Genomic DNA, 17482 nt, shown 5'->3' with positions numbered 1-17482 from the left:
GGCAAGGAAGCTCCGGCGCGCGGGACACCAATTAGAGCGGGATGTTGTCGTGCTTCTTCCAAGGATTCTCGAGCGCCTTGTTCCGCAGCTTGCGCAGACCCAGCGCAATGCGACGACGGGTCGAGTGCGGATAGATCACTTCGTCGATGTAGCCACGGCTGGCGGCAACGAACGGGTTGGCGAAGCGGTCCTCGTACTCCTTCGTGCGCGCCGCGATCCCCTCTGCATCCTGGCCACGGAAGATGATCTCGACCGCGCCCTTTGCACCCATCACCGCGATCTCCGCAGTGGGCCACGCGTAGTTGAGGTCACCCCGCAGGTGCTTCGAGCTCATGACGTCATAAGCACCGCCGTAGGCCTTGCGGGTGATAACGGTGATCTTGGGCACAGTGGCCTCGGCATAGGCGAACAGCAGCTTGGCGCCGTGCTTGATGATGCCGTTATGCTCCTGCGCAGTACCGGGAAGGAAGCCCGGCACGTCCACGAAGGTAATGATCGGGATGTTGAACGCATCGCAGAAGCGCACGAACCGCGCGGCTTTACGCGACGAGTCGATATCGAGCACGCCTGCCAGCACCATCGGTTGGTTGGCGACAACGCCGACGGTCTTGCCCTCAACGCGGCCGAAACCGATGATGATATTGCCGGCATAGGTCGGCTGGAGCTCGAAGAAGTCCCCCTCATCCATGGTCTTACGAATGACCTCATGCATGTCGTAAGGCTGGTTGGCGTTGGGCGGAATGATCGTGTCGAGGCTCTCCTCAAGCCGGTCCCACGGATCGGCGCAAGGACGCTCGGGCACTTCGTCGCGGTTAGACGCGGGAAGGAAATCGAAGAAGTCGCGCGCCGCGAGCAGAGCCTCGATATCGTTCTCCAGTGCGAGGTCGGAGACCGAAGTCTTGCTCGAATGCGTAACCGCTCCGCCCAGCTCTTCCTGTGTCACGACTTCGTTCGTGACCGTCTTCACCACGTCGGGCCCGGTGACGAACATGTAGGAACTGTCCTTCACCATGAAGATGAAGTCTGTCATCGCAGGCGAGTAAACCGCACCGCCGGCACAGGGCCCCATGATGAGCGAGAGCTGCGGCACCACGCCCGAGGCGAGCACATTGCGCTGGAAAATCTCGGCATAACCACCCAACGAGGCGACGCCTTCCTGAATGCGGGCGCCGCCGGAATCGTTGAGACCGATCACCGGAGCGCCGACTTTCATCGCCATGTCCATGATCTTGCAGATCTTCATGGCATGACGCTCTGACACCGCGCCACCGAAGACGGTGAAGTCCTGGCTGAACACGAAGACTAGACGACCGTTGATCGTGCCGGAGCCGGTCACGACGCCGTCACCGGGGATCGTGTTCTCCTGCATGCCGAAATCGACGCAGTTATGCTCGACGTAGGCGTCGACTTCCTCGAAGCTGCCCTCGTCGAGAAGGACGTCGAGCCGCTCCCGCGCGGTCAGCTTGCCCTTGGAATGCTGTGCGTCGATGCGGCGCTGTCCGCCGCCCATCTTCGCAGCTGCCCGGCGCTTTTCCATCTCGGCGATGTTGGCTGACATTGCGCTTCCCTTGCCCCGCATGAAACTGATGAACTGGTTTCCCGTCTAAAGGCAGGAAGGAGCCGGCAGGTCAATAGGTTTTAACCGCGCGATTAACAGCTGGTGCTGCATCGCAGCGCGCAGAACAGCGATATCGCCGGGCCGAACTGCGCGCCTTCGCCGGCTACTTCAGAAGAACCATTTCCTCGGCCATGGTCGGGTGAATGGCGACGGTGGCGTCAAAGTCCGCCTTGGTCAGACCTGCCTTCACGGCAACCGCTGCAGCCTGCAGGATTTCCGGGGCATCGGGGCCGATCATATGCATGCCAACGACCTTGCCCGTCTGGCCATCGCAGATCATCTTATAAAGCGAACGCTCGTTTCGATGAGCGACGACGTTCTTCATGGGCCGAAAGTCGCTTTCGTACACAGCTACACTTCCCAGTGTGTTGCGCGCTTCCGCTTCCGTGAGGCCTACGCTCGCGAGAGGAGGATGGCTGAAAACCGCACTGGGAATGCAGGAGTAGTCCACTGTGTGCGGATTGTTTCCGAACACAGTGTCGGCGAAGGCCTGGCCCTCACGGATAGCCACAGGCGTCAACTGAACCCGATTGGTGACGTCGCCAATGGCATAGATGTGCTCGACCGAACTGCGTGAGTTCTCGTCCACCCGCACCGCATTCTTCTCGTCCAGCTCGACCCCGACGGTCTCCAGCCCCAGCCCCTCAACATTGGGGACGCGACCGGTCGCGAACAGCACGCAGTCCACGTCGATCGGCTCGTGACCAGTCATAGAAACGCGCAGACACCCCTCGTCAGTCTTCTCGATCGACTGGAATTCTGCATGGAAGCGGAAGTCGATGCCCTTCATGATGGAGATCTGCAGCAGCCGATCACGCAGAGATTCATCGTATCCGCGCAGGAGCTGGTCGGAGCGGTTGATCAGAGTGACCTTGGAGCCGAACTGGTGGAAGATGCCCGCAAACTCGTTCGCGATGTAGCCTGCGCCCGCGATCAGCACGCGGCGCGGAATGGCGTCGAGGTGGAACGCCTCGTTGGAGGTGATGCCAAGCTCGTGTCCGGGGCAGGACGGTACGTGGGGGCGAGCACCAGTGGCCACCAGGATGCGACCGGCGGTCTTCTTCTCGCCACTTGCCAGGGTGATCTCGTGCGGGCCGGTGATCGTCGCCCGTTCGTTGAAGATCTCTACGCCGGCATTTTCGAGCGTCTTGGTGTAGAGCCCATTGAGCCGGTCAACATCGGACAAGACATTGTCGCGCAGCTTGATCCAGTCGAACGTGCAATTTCCCACGTCCCAGCCGAAATGCCGCGCGTCTTCCAGATCCTCCGCGAAATGCGCGCCATAAACGAGCATTTTCTTGGGAACGCAGCCGCGGATCACGCATGTGCCGCCGACCCTGTGTTCCTCCGCCACCGCCACGCGCGCGCCGTAGCTCGCTGCCACACGGGATGCGCGAACGCCGCCGGAGCCCGCGCCAATCGTGAACAGGTCGTAGTCGAATTCTGGCATATGCGCGCTCCTGTGGCTTTGGCGTGCATATGCGTGCGGACAGCGGCGATTGCCAGAACTGCATTGGCGAGGTGCCCCGATTACCTCGCCAAAGTGGCTCGGATCACCGCAAGGTCAGGCGCCAGGATGCAAGCGCCCGGACGTCATCGGCGGCAGTGTTCGCCGCCGCCGCGAACCGAAACGCGGCGTTCGCGCTGACCTTCTCATAGCCGACACTGAGCACCGGGTCGGAACGGCCGGAAAGATCCACGCGCTCACGACGATAGACCAGCGATCGTGTGTCCAGATCGTAGCCAGAGGCATACGTCAAGGTGCCCGATCCGGCGAACGCAGAAAGCGGCATTGCAAGACCGAACCGCACGCGCCCGCCCATCGCTTCACGGCTGGCGGATAGCCCTGCACGCTGGGTGAAGATGGAGGCAGCCGAGGTAAGCAGAGTATCTGAACCGATCCTCAGCCTTGTCACGCCCAGTGAGGCGTAGCTGTCGAGCGACCACTCACCTAAGCCCCATGTTCGCGAAAGCTGCACAAAGGCCGTGCGCGCGCCATCACCGAGCCGCAAGGCTCCGGTGCCGGCAGGCGCGCCGAACAGCGTACCCTCCTCTTCCAGAACGCCCACCTTGACCCGTCCAACGGCACCACTCCAGCCAAGAAGCACTCCGCGTGCGGAGCCGCCCTGGCCGTTGCCAAAGGCATAAGTCAGCGATGCACGTCCGCCCGCGACACCGCGCTCGGCTGTGAAAGCTATGTGAGCTGAAGGCGCATAGGCCAGCGTGATGTCCGATGTAGGAGCGAGCCCCATCGCCTCATCTTGTACACCGTCCTGCCCCGAGTAAGTCGCCGCCACCAGAGTTTTTCCAAGGCTCGTCACAACTTCGCCCCAGGTCAATTCGGACCGCTGATCCGCGGCCTCGGGCCCCCAGCGCATGTGCGTGTACCCGATGCTGCCGGAGGTTCCCGGAACTGCAAACCGCGTGGCGCCCGAACCGGCACTCGCGGCCACCCGGCGGGCGAACAATCCGCGCTGACGCTCAGGACGGGCAACAAGGCTGGACAGATCGCCACGGTAATCTCTGCCGAAGGCATCGAGCACCGTTACATCGGCCAGCAAGCCACGCACCTGCATGCCCGTAGCCTCACCGCCAAGCGCTTCTGGTATGACCATGACGGAACCTGCCAGTGCCGTCTGCGTCGTGCCGTTCGAGAGTGTCGGAGCGACAGGGGACAAGGCCGCTTCGACATCGATGAGCCCCCGTCCGTAAACCGTGTCAGCTCCGGGATCGCCCATGTCCCGAGCGGTGTTCACGATGACCTCACCAGCCTCCACTCCTGACAGCTGAGGCCACTTGCTCAAAATCAGGGCCGCAAGCCCGCTCACCTGGCCGGCAGCAGAGCTCGTGCCGCGGAACAGGACCAGGTCACCGTTCACGTCCATGGTCGCGTTCGTACCAACAGCAGTGACGCAACGCTGCATTGCCACCGTGCCGCAGCGGTTCGAGTAATCCGCGATCTCGAGGCCCTCCGCCCCCTCCTGGGCCGCAGCCACAAACAGCCAGCCCTTGCTGTTCGACGCATTGAGGTCGAGGTAGCCTTTCGGGTTCTCCTCCCCATCGTTGCCCGCTGAATTGACGAAGAGTCCTCCAGCCGCGGCGTACCGCGTGACCATGTTCGACCAGCCCGCACTGGGAACACTGGCGTCCACCTTGGCGATTGAGGCGTTGATGATCTTCACACCGTTCGCGGCTGCATAATCGAGAGCAGCGGGGAGCGTGCGGCCAAGCGTCTCCTCATCCTTGCTGACATCGACATCGCTGACCCGCAGAGCCACGATCTTGGCGTCAGGCGCGATGCCCTGGATGCCCGCGCCGTCGTTCTTTCCTGCGATGACGCCCGCGACCATAGTGCCATGGTCGGAGTATGCATCACCGATCACCGACCGCTCAGCCGTCTTTCCCGAGGTGGTGGTCCGGCCGAAGTCGCGGCTTAAGGGCGAAAGCTGGCCGCTCAGTTCGGCGGTCTCGACCACACCATCATCGACCACACCGACGAGCGCGTTTTGCCCGGTCCAACCGTTATCGAGAGCATAGAGTGCCCGCACGTACTCGAACGCTGTGTAGTTGCGTCGATACTCACCATCGTCCGCCGCCGACCGCATCGGCACCGAGGTCTTGCGCAGAATGGGCGCAATGCGCAGAGGCGACGCCGGAGTGGGGGTCGGCGTGGGCGCAATCGGCTCAGGCGCCGGCGCCGGTGGGGGAACCGGTGCCGTCTCAGGGTTTGGGGTGGGTGTCGGTTCCGGAGTGGGCGCGGGCGTTGGCGCCGGTACTGGCGTAGGGGTTGGTCCCGGTGGGGGATTGAGGCCTGGGGCGGGTGCAGACACCGGTGCCGGAGTCGAGGACACCGAGCCACCGCCGCCGCCGCAGGCTGAGAGAGCCGCTCCAGCAACACTGCAGAGAGCAGCACTCCGGATGAACTTAGGGCGGAGATACAAAGACATGTGCATAGTACCAGGAGTCCCGACGCAAACGGATGCGGCGGGGCTGCTGGTACTATCTCATGCTTTACGGGGCCTTCGCACTGCCTCCGTAGAACTACGAAGCTGGCCCTAGAGACTCTGACAGAGAAGAAGCTACGGAACGAACAGGTGGCGCGGCTTCAACCGATCCCTGCCAGCTCCAGCAGAGCTTCGGTCGAGGGATCGAAACTTGCACCGCCCTTGTCGATCTGCTTGGCAATCTCCTTGCCCAATTCCACGCCGAACTGATCGAAGGGGTTAATCTCCATCAACACCGCATTGGCGAAGGTGCGATGCTCATGGAAAGCAATGAGCGCGCCAAAGCTGACAGGCGACACCTCATCCAGCAGGATGGTCGTGGATGGACGATCTCCAGGATAGGCCCGAGCCGGATCGTCACTGGACTTACCCGCCATCAACGCCGCTCCCTGTGCGAAGCAGTTTGAGAGCAGAATGCGATGGTGCGCGAGGTCAAGTTCATGACCAGGAGCGATCGAGGCGATGAAGTCCACCGGCACAATATGAGTGCCTTGATGCAGGAGTTGAAACACCGCGTGCTGCGCATCCGTGCCCACGCCGCCCCAGGTGATCGGCGCGGTGGGGCCGTCTACGGGCTTGCCCTCCATGGTCACTGATTTGCCGTTCGATTCCATCTCCAATTGCTGGAGGTAATCCGGCATCAGTGCGAGCCGCTCGTCGTAAGCAAAAACGGCCCGCGTCTGGCAGCCGCGCAGACGCGCATAGAACTGGTCAGCGAAAGCGGCGCGCAGAGGCAGATTTTCCGCCGGATCGGCGTCACGAAAGTGGCGGTCGACGATCGCTGCGCCTTCCAGCATCTCAGCGAAGTCAGGCCAGCCCAAAGCCAGTGCTACGGGGAAACCGATGGATGACCACAAAGAGTAACGCCCTCCGACGCTTTCCGCGAAGGGCAGGATGCGCGTCTCGTCCACGCCCCACTCAATGGCCCGCTCCGGCGAGGCAGTCAGTGCAACGACACGCCCATAGGGATCGTCCACACCGTTTTCCCGCAGCCAGTCCAGCGCGCTCTCGGCATTGGTCATCGTTTCGATGGTCGTGAAAGTCTTCGATGCCACGGCAAGCATCGTCGTCGCAGGATCGCATGTCTTGAATGCTGCCTCCAGCGCGGCACCGTCTATATTGGATACCACGTGCACGTCGACCATCGCGCCATCGCGCGCGAGAGCATCCACCGCCAGTGCCGGGCCCAGTGCCGAGCCGCCGATGCCGACATGGATAAGGTGCTTCACATCACCCATGGCTCCGCGATGGATCGCCTCCACCATGGCGGCCATGCGTGAATGATAGCCGAGCGCTTGTTCGACGCTCTCTTCCTTCCCGACCCCTCTTTGGGCCGTGTGCTCCGCAGCCCGGCCTTCCGTAGGGTTGACGACGGCGCCGGCGAACAAGGCGTCCCGGCGAGCACGAAAACCGGTAGCTTCCGCGAGTTCGAGGAACTTCTCCAGGTGCGCATCATCCAGATGGGTCTTGGACCAGTCGAAGCGAATACCCTCTTCGCCAAGATCCAGGCGGGAGGCGAGCTTTAAAAGGCGATCAGGATCGTTCGCGAACAGTTCGGCCAAAGTCGGCTTTGGAAGCTCGGCCAGCTTGTTCCAGACGGTCTGCGCCTTGTCGCTCATGCTACATCCCTATCAACGCGAGACTGCCTCGCCATCATGCTGCCTTATGCATGTTGCACCTGCGAGGGCCAAGGCCGATCTTGCCCCCAAATGGCGCCTTCGGCGGCGGAACTATCGTACGAGCAGCCTTGACGGACGCTATGGCGAGCAACATGGACATCTTGATGAACGACACCGACACTGCCGCCACGGATCGCGAGCCGTCCGGCGCTTCCAAACCGTCCGCTCGCAAGGAGGAAAAGCAGGAGAACTTCTTTGTTTTCCTGCTCAAGCTCGTGCTTCTGGTGGTGGTGTTCCGCAGCTTCATCTTCTCGCCGTTCAACATCCCCAGCGAATCAATGCTCCCGCGTTTGCTGAACGGAGATTACCTGCTCGCTTCGAAATGGTCGTACGGCTATTCCAAGTACTCGCTGCCGCTGAGCCTGCCCCTGATCCCGGGACGCATCTTCGCCAGCCAGCCGGAGCGCGGTGACATCGTCATTTTCAAGGCTCCTCCGACGAATGACGTCGACTACATCAAGCGCGTGATCGGTCTACCCGGCGACACCGTGCAGATGCGGCAGGGGCAGGTTTTCCTGAATGGAAAGCCCGTTCCCAAGGAGCGCGTCGAAGATTTCGTCCTGCCTCTCACACCGAACACGCGGTGCTATGGCATCGATTTCGAAACGCAGCTTCCGGACGGCAGCCTTGCCTGCTCGTACCCGCAGTTCCGCGAGACGCTGCCCAACGGCAGGACCTACAACGTGCTGGACCTTGGCGACCAGCCACAGGACAACACCCAGACCTACACTGTTCCGGCAGGCCACCTCTTCCTGATGGGCGACAATCGGGACAACTCGCTCGACAGCCGCTTCCCGCCGATCGAAGGGGAAGGCATCGGGATCGTGCCGCAGGAAAACCTGGTCGGCAAGGCAGCTGTCATGATGTTCTCGACCGATGGCGGCGCTGAGTGGCTCAAGCCTTGGACCTGGTTCACAGCCGCGCGCTGGAGCCGGATCGGCGGTACTTTCTAGTGCTTGACGATACGACGTTTCGCTTTCTTGCGGAGACAACCGGGCACGAGCCGAAGGATCAGGCGCTCTGGGTGGAAGCGCTAACCCATGCCAGCACGGCGTCTAGACGCAACTACGAGCGTCTAGAGTTCCTCGGAGACCGCGTGCTCGGACTTTCCATTGCCCAATGGCTGTTCGAGCGGGGAGCCGAGCCCGAAGGACGCCTTTCCCAACGCCTCAACGCGCTGGTCAGCCGGGCGACGTGTGCCGAAGTTGCGCGCAATATCGGGCTTGCCCAGCACATCCGCATGGGCAAGCAGGCTCGCGACGACGGAGGTCAGGATAGCGACAACATCCTGGGCGATGTGATGGAGGCTCTGATCGGCGCCTGCTTTTGCGAAGGCGGTTTTGATGCCGCACGCACCATGGTACATCGGCTCTGGGACGAGGTCCTGAGAGGGAAGACGGGTAACCGGAAGCATCCCAAATCAGCACTCCAGGAATGGGCAGCTGGCAACCGCAGGCGCATGCCGGAATACACACTCGTCGATCGCTCCGGGCCCGATCACGCCGCACGGTTTACGGTGGCGGTCGCGATCCATGGTGTTGGCGAAGTGCAAGCCACGGCCAACAGCAAACAGGATGCAGAGACGCTGGCCGCAGAGGAATTCATGAGGAAATTCGGATGAATCAGAAGTGCGGCCTGGTTGCGGTGATCGGCGCGCCGAATGCCGGCAAGTCGACGCTCGTCAACGCTCTGGTTGGCCAAAAAGTCGCGATTACCTCCGCAAAGGCACAAACGACGCGCGCGCGCCTTCTGGGCATAGCCCTCCACGGCGAGGTACAGATCATTCTGGCGGATACCCCCGGCATCTTCGCGCCGCGCCGTCGCCTCGACCGGGCCATGGTCGCGGCAGCATGGGAAGGCGCTCAGGAAGCCGACGCCATCCTGCTTGTCGTCGATCCCCTGAAGCAGCGGCGCCATGAACTGGAGCCTCTACTGGAGACTCTGAAGGACCGGTCGGAACGCAAGATTCTGGTGCTCAACAAGGTCGATGCCAGCGCGAAGGAGCCTCTGCTGGCGCTGGCCGAGGAGCTCACTTCCAAAGTTCCCTTCGAAGAGGTCTTCTTCATCTCCGCCCTGACTGGGGACGGCGTATCCAAGCTGAAGGACAGGCTGGCTGCGCTCATGCCGGAAGGGCCATGGCACTACCCTGAAGACCAGGTGTCAGACGCCAGCGAGCGGCTGCTCGCCTGCGAGGTAACCCGCGAGCAGCTGTATCGGCAGCTTCATGACGAACTGCCGTACGACAGCGCCGTCCGCCCGGAAGCCTATACGCATCGCAAGGATGGGTCGGTCGAGATCCGCCAGCAGATTGTCGTCGCCCGAGACAGCCAAAAGGCAATCGTTCTCGGCAAACGCGGCGCCATGATCCGCGGCATCGGCGAAGCCGCGCGTAAGGAGCTGACGGAGATCCTGGGCCAGAAGGTTCACCTCTTCCTCCATGTGAAGGTCGAGGAAAACTGGGCAGAAGCGCGCGACCTCTACGAGGAACTCGGGCTCGACTGGGTGAAGTAGCGCCGGGAATTGACACGGCCCGCCGATCAGGAGCGGGCCGCAGCGCGTTCATCGCAGCTTCTTGATCTCCATCCCGTGCAGCTTGGCCGCGTCCTTCGTAGACTCCTCTGTGCGGTTCAGGGCCTTGGCAATCTCCTTGAGGCCCTTCCCCTTGCCGGCGAGCGTGCGCAAGCGCTGCAGTTCGTCCGGCTTCCAGGGCTGCTTGTGCTTGGCAGTCTTGTCGCTCATTCCGCCGTATCCTCGCTCGCCTCGGATTTAGCCGCCTTGCTTGTTGTGCCCGCAGCGCTCGCCTTCTTGGTGGAAGGCTTCTTGGCGGGCGCTTTCTTGGCGGACGCTTTCTTGGCGGACGCTTTCTTGGCCGCTGGCTTCTTGGCGGCAGCCTTCTTGGGAGCCGCCTTCTTGCGCCCCTTCGCTGGAGGACCCTTCGCCGCCTTCTCGTCGATCAGGGTAATTGCTGCCTCTGCGGTCAGTTCTTCAGGCTTGGCATCACGCGGGAGCGTCGCATTCGTCGTTCCATCCGTGACGTAGGGGCCATAGCGGCCTGCGAGCACCTTCATCTCGCCACCGGAGGTAGGATGGGGGCCCAAGACCTTGATCGGCTCGGCAGCCGCGCGGCTACCGCGACCACCCCGGTTCGCTGCAGCCTCAGCCAGGAGGGACACGGCCGCATTCATGCCTGTCTCAAAGACGTCAGCAGTAGAACGCAGCCTGGCGTACTTGCCCTCATGCACCAGGTACGGTCCGTACCGTCCGATATTGGCGGCGATTTCCTGGCCGGTCTCCGGATGGGTTCCGACCGAACGAGGCAAGCTCAAGAGCTTGATCGCCCATTCCAGCGTAAGTTCGTCCAGGTCCTTGGGGATCGACGCCCGCTTGGCCTCCTTACCCTCACCCAGTTGGATGTAAGGCCCGAAGCGGCCCGACCGGCGCGTGATTTCAAGACCGGTTTCCGGCTCCTGCCCGAGCACCTGATCGTCCACCTGTTCGGCGCTGCCGCCCGGCTGCGCGAATTTGCGGGTGAACTTGCATTCCGGGTAATTCGAGCAGGCGACGAACGCGCCATACCGCCCCCCGCGAAGTGCCAGGCGACCTTGCTCGCACTTCGGGCAGAGCCTGGGATCGGAACCGTCCTCCTTGGGCGGGAACAGATAGTCAGAAAGGAACTCGTCCAGCGCTTCCGTCACTTCGGAAGGCTTGCGCTCCATGACCTCGTCAGACTTCGGCTTGAAGTCCCGCCAGAACTCCGCAAGCACGTCCTTCCATTCGGCACGCCCGCCAGAGACGTCATCGAGCTCCTCTTCCATGCCCGCTGTGAACTCATAGGCCACATAGCGATCGAAGAAGCGCTCGAGAAATGATGTGAGAAGCCGTCCGGATTCTTCTGCGAAGAAACGGTTTTTCTCAGTCCTGACGTAGTTGCGGTCCTTCAGGACCTGCAGCGTCGCCGCGTAGGTTGAGGGCCGGCCAATCCCGAGCTCCTCCAGCCGCTTCACCAGACTTGCTTCCGAATAGCGCGGAGGCGGCTGGGTGAAGTGTTGCTCGGCCTTCACGTCCTTCTTGGCTGGCATGTCACCGGTCTTCATTGCGGGAAGAAGGCCTCCGTCTTCGTCCTCGTCCCCCTTCTGGTCGCGGCCTTCCTCGTAGACCGCCAGAAAGCCTGGGAACTTCACGACCTGTCCGGTCGCGCGCAGCTCATTCCGGCCGGTTCCGTCGCGCAAAGTGACGGTGGTACGCTCAAGCTGCGCCGACGCCATCTGGCTTGCCATCGCGCGCTTGTAGACGAGGTCGTACAGGCGCGCCTCATCGCCCGAGCCGAAACGGTCGCGCATGAACTCGGTCGGACGGATGGCCTCGTGCGCTTCCTGCGCGTTCTTTGCCTTGCTCTCGTAATGACGCGGTTTCTCGGGAAGGTAGTGCCCGGAAAACTTGTCCGAGATCGCCGCACGGGCGGCGGATATCGCCGAGGGGTCCATCTGCACGCCGTCGGTACGCATATAGGTGATAGCACCGGCTTCGTAGAGCGTCTGCGCGATCCGCATGGTGTGGCTGGCGGAGAAGCCCAGCTTGCGGGCTGCTTCCTGCTGCAGTGTCGACGTCGTAAACGGCGGCTGCGGGTTGCGCCGATGCGGCTTGGTCTCGACGCCCTCAACCTTGAAAGCACCTGCTTCTACCGCCGCTTTGGCGCGCATCGCAGTGCCCTCGTCGCCAAGGCTCAGACGATCGAGCTTTTGCCCCTCGAAGGCCACCAGCTTGGCGGTGAAGTCGGCTCCGTCGTGCGCCATTAGCGCCGCGACCGACCAGTATTCCTGCGGCCTGAACGCCTCGATCTCACGTTCGCGATCAACGATCAGACGCAGCGCGACCGACTGCACACGGCCTGCCGACTTCGCACCGGGAAGCTTGCGCCACAGAACTGGCGAGAGCGTGAAACCGAACAGGTAGTCGAGCGCGCGACGTGCCAGATAAGCGTCGATCAGGTCCTGATCGAGCTCCCGCGGTGCCTCCATCGCCTTCGTCACCGTGTCCTTGGTGATGGCGTTGAAGGTCACGCGCCGCACGTCCTTGGGGAGCGCCTTGCGCTTGGCCAGAAGCTCTCGCACGTGCCAGGAAATCGCCTCGCCCTCACGATCGGGGTCGGTGGCGAGGATCAGACGATCGGCCTGCTTGGCAAGGTCGGTGATCGCCTTCACCTGCTTCTGCTTATCGCCGTAAAGCTCCCAATCCATCGCGAAGTCCTCGTCCGGCCGGACGGAGCCGTCCTTCGGCGGGAGGTCGCGGACATGGCCGTATGACGCAAGAACGCGATAGTCCTTGCCCAGGTACTTCTCGATGGTCTTCGCCTTCGCCGGCGATTCTACGATAACAAGCTGCATTGTGGTTCCGAAAAAGAGCCCCTACGCGTGCGCGCACGCCTACACATACGAGTTGGTAGTGCGCGGCAAGCTCCGTCAAGGGGCGAGTGAGACCCGCGCACCTGCATGGCGGATCAGGCGGCCTGCCAGTTCGAGTTCAAGAAGCCCAGTTGCACTGCGGCGGCAGTCTCTCCCGATTGCCGCACCAGTTCGTCGACACCAATCGGCGCCAGCGTTAACATACCCGCCACATCGGCGGATCCGGTATCCCGAGCCGGTGCCACCCATTCGCCAGCGCTCGCAGTCTCGCGCAAGGCGACGCGCGGTCCTCCATCGAAGCCGGAGATCAGCTCCATCACATCCTCGGGCGATTGCACCAGCACAGCGCCATCTCGGATAAGCTGATTGCAGCCATGAGCCCGCGAATCGAGCGGCGAACCGGGTATCGCCATGACATCGCGACCGAACTCGGCCGCCAGCCTCGCGGTGATCAGAGACCCCGAACGCGGCGCCGCTTCCACCACGAGCGTAGCCGCAGCCAATCCCGCGATAATGCGGTTACGGGAGGGGAAATGCCGGGCGAGCGGCTCGGTACCGGGCGGCTGCTCCGCTATGAGGAGTGCTTCCTGAGCGATGCGCTCCTGAAGGTCCGCATGTTCGGGAGGGTAGGCGATGTCGATGCCGCTGGCGATCACGCCTATCGTGGAGCCCCTGCCAGCAGCCAGAGCTCCCTGGTGTGCTGCCCCGTCGATCCCGCGAGCAAGCCCGGAGACCACGGTGCAACCAGCTTCCGCCAGCGAGAGCGAAAAATCCCTCGCCAGCTTGAGCGCCGCTGCAGAGGCGTTGCGCGCACCGACCACGGCCACGCAAGGGAGGCGCGCGACCGGGACATCCCCGCGCACGTTGAGAATTGGCGGTGCACTCTCGCTGGCTGCGAGGAGTGCGGGATAGTCCGGTGAATCGATGAAGAGGTAGCGGGCACCGAACTTGCGAACAGCCGCGATCTCACGCTGGATTCGCTCTTCGTCCGCGACACGATACGGCCGCCCACCCTTCCCTGCGAGATCAGGCAGGGCCTCCAATGCGGCCGTGGCCGAACCGAACCGGGCGAGCAGTTGCGCGTAGGTGACCGGACCTACATTGGGCGAGCGTAGCAGGCGGATGCGGGCGAAGGCTTCATCCTGCGAGAGGGCAGTCGAATTGGCAGCAGTCATGCCTTCGATCTGCCGATCCGCGGCTCCGTTCCGGCTCGCAGGCGCCCGATGTTCGCCCGGTGCATCCAGAGCACGAGCGCTGCGAGTGCCGCCAGTGCCGGGACGAAGTTTTCATAACCGAACAGCAGCGCTGCGATGGGTGCGGCCACGGCGGCGCTCATGCCTCCCAGGGACGAGATGCGCGAGATGGTGAGAACCGCGAGCCAGACTGCGGCGTATGTCAGGCCGACCGGCAGGGCCAGACCAAAGCAAACCCCCGCGAGCGTGGCCACGCCCTTGCCGCCACGAAACCCCAGCCAGACCGGAAAGCAGTGGCCCAAAACTGCGCCAGCCGCAGCGAAAGCCTCGCTTCCGGGCCACACGGCACGGGCGATCAGTACGGCCACCAATCCCTTCACCAGATCCAGCAGCAAGGTCGCAGCAGCCAATCCTTTGCGACCTGTGCGCAGGACATTGGTCGCTCCGATGTTGCCCGAACCGATCGCCCTCAGGTCGCCAGCGCCAGTCAGCCGAGTCAGCAGCAGACCAAACGGCGTTGAGCCGAAGAGGTAGCCGAGTGCGAGTGCAAGAATCCACGTCATGTCCCATTCTTAGAACCACTCTCGGGGACTCGTCGAGCAGGAGGGATGAGGCGTGTTGCAGAATGTCTCAACTCATCGCTAGGGGTTCGAGTGACTTGGCCCCGAAAGGACTGATCCTGTTGCATCGCCCCATCGCGCAAACCGCTCCGGTCCTGTTGTTCGATTCGGGCGTTGGCGGGCTGACCGTCCTGGAGGAACTGCGTACCGTTCTCCCGCAGGCGCCCGTCGTTTATGCAGCTGATACCGCTGGCCTGCCCTATGGCACGAAGACGGAGGCACAGATCGCCGCGCGCGTATCGGGACTGCTGGGCCGGCTGACAGAGCGACTGAATCCGCGCCTGGTGTGCATCGCCTGCAATACCGCCTCGACGATTGCGCTGGGAATGGTGCGAGATGTCCTCGAAGTGCCGATCGTGGGGACGGTGCCCGCAATCAAACCGGCTGCCGCCATGACTCGCAGCGGCGTCATCGGTTTGCTGGGGACAGAGGCGACTGTGCGACAAGCTTATGTGGACCGGCTTGAGGCCGAGTTCGCGGCGGACAAGCGGTTGTTGCGGCATGCTGCACCGGGCCTGGTCGAGGCAGCCGAGACGAAGCTGCGCGGCGAGAGGGCGAATCCAGCCGCGATCGCCTCTGCCGTTGATGGGCTGCGCCGAATGCCGGGCGGTGACGCAATCGACACAGTCGTTCTCGCCTGCACGCACTTCCCCCTGCTGGAAGAAGAGCTGACCGCGGCGTTTGGTGGCGGTGTGCGCTTCGTACACGGAGCCAGCGGCATCGCACGACAGGTTGCCCGGCTGCTGGAGGGGCAGGATTTTGCCCGCGTTGCCCCGGACTACGCTTTGACGACCGCTCCCGATGCACTGCCGGAGTCTTTTGCGCGCGCAATGGCCCGTTATGGACTCGCGGATGTGCGGAGTGTTTGATGCCCCGCCGGGCGCGCATCACCTCTTGATCCGAAGCACGGACCCACCATTTTCACCTGGAACCCTGCATTTCCGGCACCCTCCTTAAGGAGGATAAGCGACTGGCAATGCAGGGGCGAATGGAGTAAGGCCCCCGGAAATGCGCCGGCATTTCGGCAGCCGCGGAGCGGACAATTTCGTGAACTACGACCAGATTTTCGATCAGGCGATCGAGCGCCTGCACTCCGAAGGCCGCTATCGTGTCTTCATCGATATCCTGCGCAACAAGGGCGCTTTCCCGAACGCGCGGTGCTTCGCGGGCCATAATGGGCCCAAGCCGATCACTGTCTGGTGCTCGAACGATTATCTCGCCATGGGCCAGCATCCCAAGGTGGTCTCCGCCATGGAAGAGGCCCTGCACGACGTCGGCGCCGGTTCCGGCGGGACTCGCAACATTGGCGGGAACACGCACTACCACATCGAGCTGGAGCGCGAGCTGGCCGACCTGCACGGCAAGGAAGGCGCCCTGCTCTTCACGTCGGGCTACGTCTCCAACGACGCGACGCTTTCGACACTTGCCAAGCTGCTGCCAGGTTGTGTCGTGTTCTCCGATGCCCTGAACCACGCCAGCATGATTGCCGGCATCCGCAACTCCGGCTGTGAGAAGAAGGTCTGGCGCCACAACGACGTCGAGCATCTGGAAGAGCTGCTCGCCGCTGCCGACCCCAACGTGCCCAAGCTGATCGCGTTCGAAAGCGTCTACTCGATGGACGGCGACGTCGCGCCAATTCACGCGATCTGTGATCTTGCAGACAAGTACAACGCGATCACCTACCTCGACGAGGTGCATGCGGTCGGCATGTACGGCAAGCGTGGTGGCGGCATCTCCGAGCGGGATGAGGCAGCCCATCGTGTGACCATCATCGAAGGCACGCTGGGCAAGGCCTTCGGCGTGATGGGCGGTTACATCGCCACTGACACGCGCATCATCGACTGCATCCGCTCCTACGCTCCCGGCTTCATCTTCACGACCAGCCTCTCGCCGGTTCTGGTTGCCGGTGTCCTTGCTTCGGTACGACACCTGAAGTCGTCTTCCGAGGAACGTGAGGGCCAGCAGCGCTCTGCAGCGCAGCTCAAGTCCATGTTCCGTGACGCGGGGCTGCCGGTAATGGACTCGGTGACGCACATCGTGCCGCTCATGGTCGGAGACCCCGTCAAGGCCAAGAAGATCAGCGACATTCTGCTCGCCGAGTATGGTGCCTACGTGCAGCCGATCAACTTCCCGACGGTGCCGCGTGGCACTGAACGCCTCCGCTTCACGCCCGGACCGGCTCACACCGAAGAGATGATGCGGGATCTGACAGAAGCACTCGTGGAAATCTGGGACCGGCTGGAAATGCGCATCGCCGCCTGACGACGCGGCGCGTCAGCGTCGCACGAACATGGTCTCGCCCGGCAGGCGCCTTGCAGCTGCATAGCCGGGCACTTGCGGCAACTGGTCGTGCGGCACTCCCGAGATCCAGATCGCATCAAAGCGGTCGCGCCGCATTTCATCGAGTGACTGGCGCAGGACTCGCAAGTCCGGACGATCATTGCCGAGGCAGTAGTTCAGGAATCCGTACATCCAGGCCTGGTGGAACACCAAGGGAAGCGCCAGCATTGCACTGCCCGCGATCCGGCCGTGAGCAGCGCGCGAGAGCGCCGCAATCCCAGCCACCGTCAAAGGTGCGATGAGCGCCGTGACCAGCCGCGTCGCCCGTTCTCCGCCCAGCCAGGTCCGATCAGAGCTGCTGGTATGTCCTCCCCCAGATTACCAAGCCAATACCAATCCACTGCGAAGTGTCCCGACAGCGGCCCTCCAGAGGACGCCACCGCCAATATGTGATGCCGGGCCATGTGCGCGGGAGCATCGACGAATCCGGGAATGGGGACCAACAGCACAGGTATGAGCGCCAGCACGACGGCCAGTGCGACCAGCACGGGCATTCCGCCCCGGCTGGCCGCTTCAAATCCCTGCAAGCGCGCCCAAGTCCAAAGTTTCGTGAGGTCAAAAGAGGACGCAATCTGTGCGATGCGCTCCTTCATACATTTATCGTCCACATGGAACCGGTGTGGTAG

At 62.8% G+C, this 17482-nt stretch carries 14 protein-coding genes and 1 pseudogene; 5 read left to right on the top strand and 10 right to left on the bottom strand.

The features are described from left to right. Positions 1–31: 31 nt before the first annotated feature. The 4 genes from ABUH87_RS02235 to pgi all read right to left on the bottom strand — a co-directional run bounded on the left by ABUH87_RS02235 (position 32) and on the right by pgi (position 7241). Positions 32–1558, bottom strand: a complete 1527-nt coding sequence (locus ABUH87_RS02235; RefSeq protein WP_367768767.1) for an acyl-CoA carboxylase subunit beta — start codon at positions 1556–1558, stop codon at positions 32–34. 163 nt (positions 1559–1721) lie between these two features. After that, positions 1722–3068: a glutathione-disulfide reductase gene (gene gor, locus ABUH87_RS02230; protein WP_367768764.1), complete on the bottom strand. Its 1347-nt coding sequence runs from the start codon at positions 3066–3068 to the stop codon at positions 1722–1724. Positions 3069–3171: 103 nt separating this feature from the next. Continuing rightward, the gene (locus tag ABUH87_RS02225) at positions 3172–5223 is read right to left on the bottom strand and encodes a S8 family peptidase (RefSeq protein WP_367768761.1); all 2052 of its coding nucleotides are present in this window, start codon (positions 5221–5223) and stop codon (positions 3172–3174) included. Positions 5224–5723: 500 nt separating this feature from the next. Next, complete coding sequence (gene pgi / locus ABUH87_RS02220; RefSeq protein ID WP_367768758.1) at positions 5724–7241, bottom strand: glucose-6-phosphate isomerase; 1518 nt, start codon at positions 7239–7241, stop codon at positions 5724–5726. Positions 7242–7405: 164 nt separating this feature from the next. Here pgi and lepB point away from each other — a divergent pair, with 164 nt between their 5' ends. From lepB to era, 3 genes are read left to right on the top strand one after another with little or no spacing between them, the layout of a single operon-like run. Beyond that, positions 7406–8254: a signal peptidase I gene (gene lepB, locus ABUH87_RS02215; RefSeq protein ID WP_367768755.1), complete on the top strand. Its 849-nt coding sequence runs from the start codon at positions 7406–7408 to the stop codon at positions 8252–8254. Continuing rightward, positions 8254–8922 (top strand): ribonuclease III, encoded by a 669-nt coding sequence (gene rnc / locus ABUH87_RS02210; RefSeq protein WP_367769156.1) that lies wholly within the window; start codon positions 8254–8256, stop codon positions 8920–8922. Before lepB ends, rnc begins: the two co-directional genes overlap by 1 nt. Further along, positions 8919–9812 (top strand): GTPase Era, encoded by an 894-nt coding sequence (era, locus tag ABUH87_RS02205; protein WP_367768752.1) that lies wholly within the window; start codon positions 8919–8921, stop codon positions 9810–9812. Before rnc ends, era begins: the two co-directional genes overlap by 4 nt. Before the next feature lie 48 nt (positions 9813–9860). On the opposite strand, the gene ABUH87_RS02200 is transcribed toward era, so the two are convergent. From ABUH87_RS02200 to plsY, 4 genes and pseudogenes are all read right to left on the bottom strand, one after another. Continuing rightward, positions 9861–10040: a hypothetical protein gene (locus ABUH87_RS02200; protein ID WP_367768749.1), complete on the bottom strand. Its 180-nt coding sequence runs from the start codon at positions 10038–10040 to the stop codon at positions 9861–9863. Next, the gene (gene topA, locus ABUH87_RS02195; protein ID WP_367768746.1) at positions 10037–12685 is read right to left on the bottom strand and encodes a type I DNA topoisomerase; all 2649 of its coding nucleotides are present in this window, start codon (positions 12683–12685) and stop codon (positions 10037–10039) included. The genes ABUH87_RS02200 and topA overlap by 4 nt, the downstream gene beginning before the upstream one ends. 75 nt (positions 12686–12760) lie before the next feature. Continuing rightward, positions 12761–13878 (bottom strand): annotated as a pseudogene (gene dprA, locus ABUH87_RS02190) (DNA-processing protein DprA). Beyond that, positions 13875–14459 carry a glycerol-3-phosphate 1-O-acyltransferase PlsY gene (gene plsY, locus ABUH87_RS02185; protein ID WP_367768743.1) on the bottom strand — a complete coding sequence of 195 codons (585 nt, stop codon included), beginning with the start codon at positions 14457–14459 and terminating at the stop codon, positions 13875–13877. Before plsY ends, dprA begins: the two are co-directional and overlap by 4 nt. A 119-nt stretch (positions 14460–14578) precedes the next feature. On the opposite strand from plsY, the gene murI reads away from it, so the two are divergent. Further along, the gene (murI, locus tag ABUH87_RS02180; RefSeq protein WP_367768739.1) at positions 14579–15385 is read left to right on the top strand and encodes a glutamate racemase; all 807 of its coding nucleotides are present in this window, start codon (positions 14579–14581) and stop codon (positions 15383–15385) included. Between the two features lie 178 nt (positions 15386–15563). After that, entirely contained in the window at positions 15564–16778 is a 1215-nt protein-coding gene (gene hemA, locus ABUH87_RS02175; RefSeq protein WP_367769153.1) for a 5-aminolevulinate synthase, read from the top strand. A 12-nt stretch (positions 16779–16790) separates the two neighbouring features. Here the strand turns inward: hemA and ABUH87_RS02170 are convergent, their stop codons facing one another. Beyond that, positions 16791–17081: a hypothetical protein gene (locus ABUH87_RS02170; RefSeq protein ID WP_367768735.1), complete on the bottom strand. Its 291-nt coding sequence runs from the start codon at positions 17079–17081 to the stop codon at positions 16791–16793. 2 nt (positions 17082–17083) lie between these two features. Continuing rightward, a complete protein-coding gene (locus ABUH87_RS02165) occupies positions 17084–17449 on the bottom strand; it encodes a hypothetical protein (protein ID WP_367768727.1) in 366 nt (121 codons plus the stop codon). Between the last annotated feature and the right edge of the window lie 33 nt (positions 17450–17482).

It is taken from the genome of Novosphingobium rhizovicinum (assembly GCF_040813635.1).
Taxonomy (GTDB): Bacteria; Pseudomonadota; Alphaproteobacteria; order Sphingomonadales; family Sphingomonadaceae; genus Novosphingobium; species Novosphingobium rhizovicinum.
This window is presented reverse-complemented; position numbering and strand designations above follow the sequence as displayed.